Below are 773 nucleotides of genomic sequence, written 5' to 3' on the forward strand. Positions count from 1 at the left end.
TACGGCATGCGGATGCGCGATGGCGTGTCGGATCTGCCGAAGCCGATGCACCCGGTGGGGCCGCGGCCGCTGATCTGGCATGTGATGCGCTACTACGCCCACTTCGGACACACGGATTTCGTGTTGTGTCTGGGGTACGGGGCGCATCACATCAAGGACTTCTTCCTGAACTACTCCGAGACGGCCTCCAACGACTTCGTGCTGCGTGGCGGGAACGTGGAGTTGCTGGGCTCGGACATCCAGGACTGGACGATCACGTTCGTGCACACGGGGTTGGACTCCCCGATCGGGGAGCGGTTGCGGCGGGTGCGGTCGTTGGTGGGCGAGGAGGAGATGTTCCTGGCCAACTACGCGGATGTGCTCACCGACCTGCCGTTGAACGACATGATCGGGAAGTTCGCGGCCTCGGATGCGGTGGGGGCGTTGCTGGCGGTGCCGCCGCAGTCGGCGTTCCACTGTGTGGACGTGGGGTCGGATGATCGGATCTCGGCGATCACCACGTTGCAGCAGATGCCGTTGTGGGAGAACGGCGGGTACTTCGTGTTGCGTCCGGAGATCTTCGACTACATCCCGGAGAACGGGGATCTGATCGCGGACGGGGCCGCGGTGCTGGCCAAGGAGGGCCGGATGATGGCCTATCGGCACCGGGGGTTCTGGCAGCCTGCCGACACGGTCAAGGAGCGCACCGCGTTGGAGGCGGCCTACCAGGGTGGTACCCGGCCCTGGATGCTCTGGGAGAACAGCACAGGCGACCGCGACCCTCTGCAGGCCAC

General features: G+C 65.3%; 1 protein-coding gene. It reads left to right on the top strand.

Translation table 11 applies throughout. The annotated features are described in order from the left end of the window. On the top strand, window positions 1–773 hold a 773-nt coding region (locus MMF94_RS43205), incomplete at both ends, for a glycosyltransferase family protein (RefSeq protein ID WP_241043304.1).

This window comes from Pseudonocardia alaniniphila (genome assembly GCF_022524485.1).
Lineage (GTDB): Bacteria > Actinomycetota > Actinomycetes > Mycobacteriales > Pseudonocardiaceae > Pseudonocardia > Pseudonocardia alaniniphila.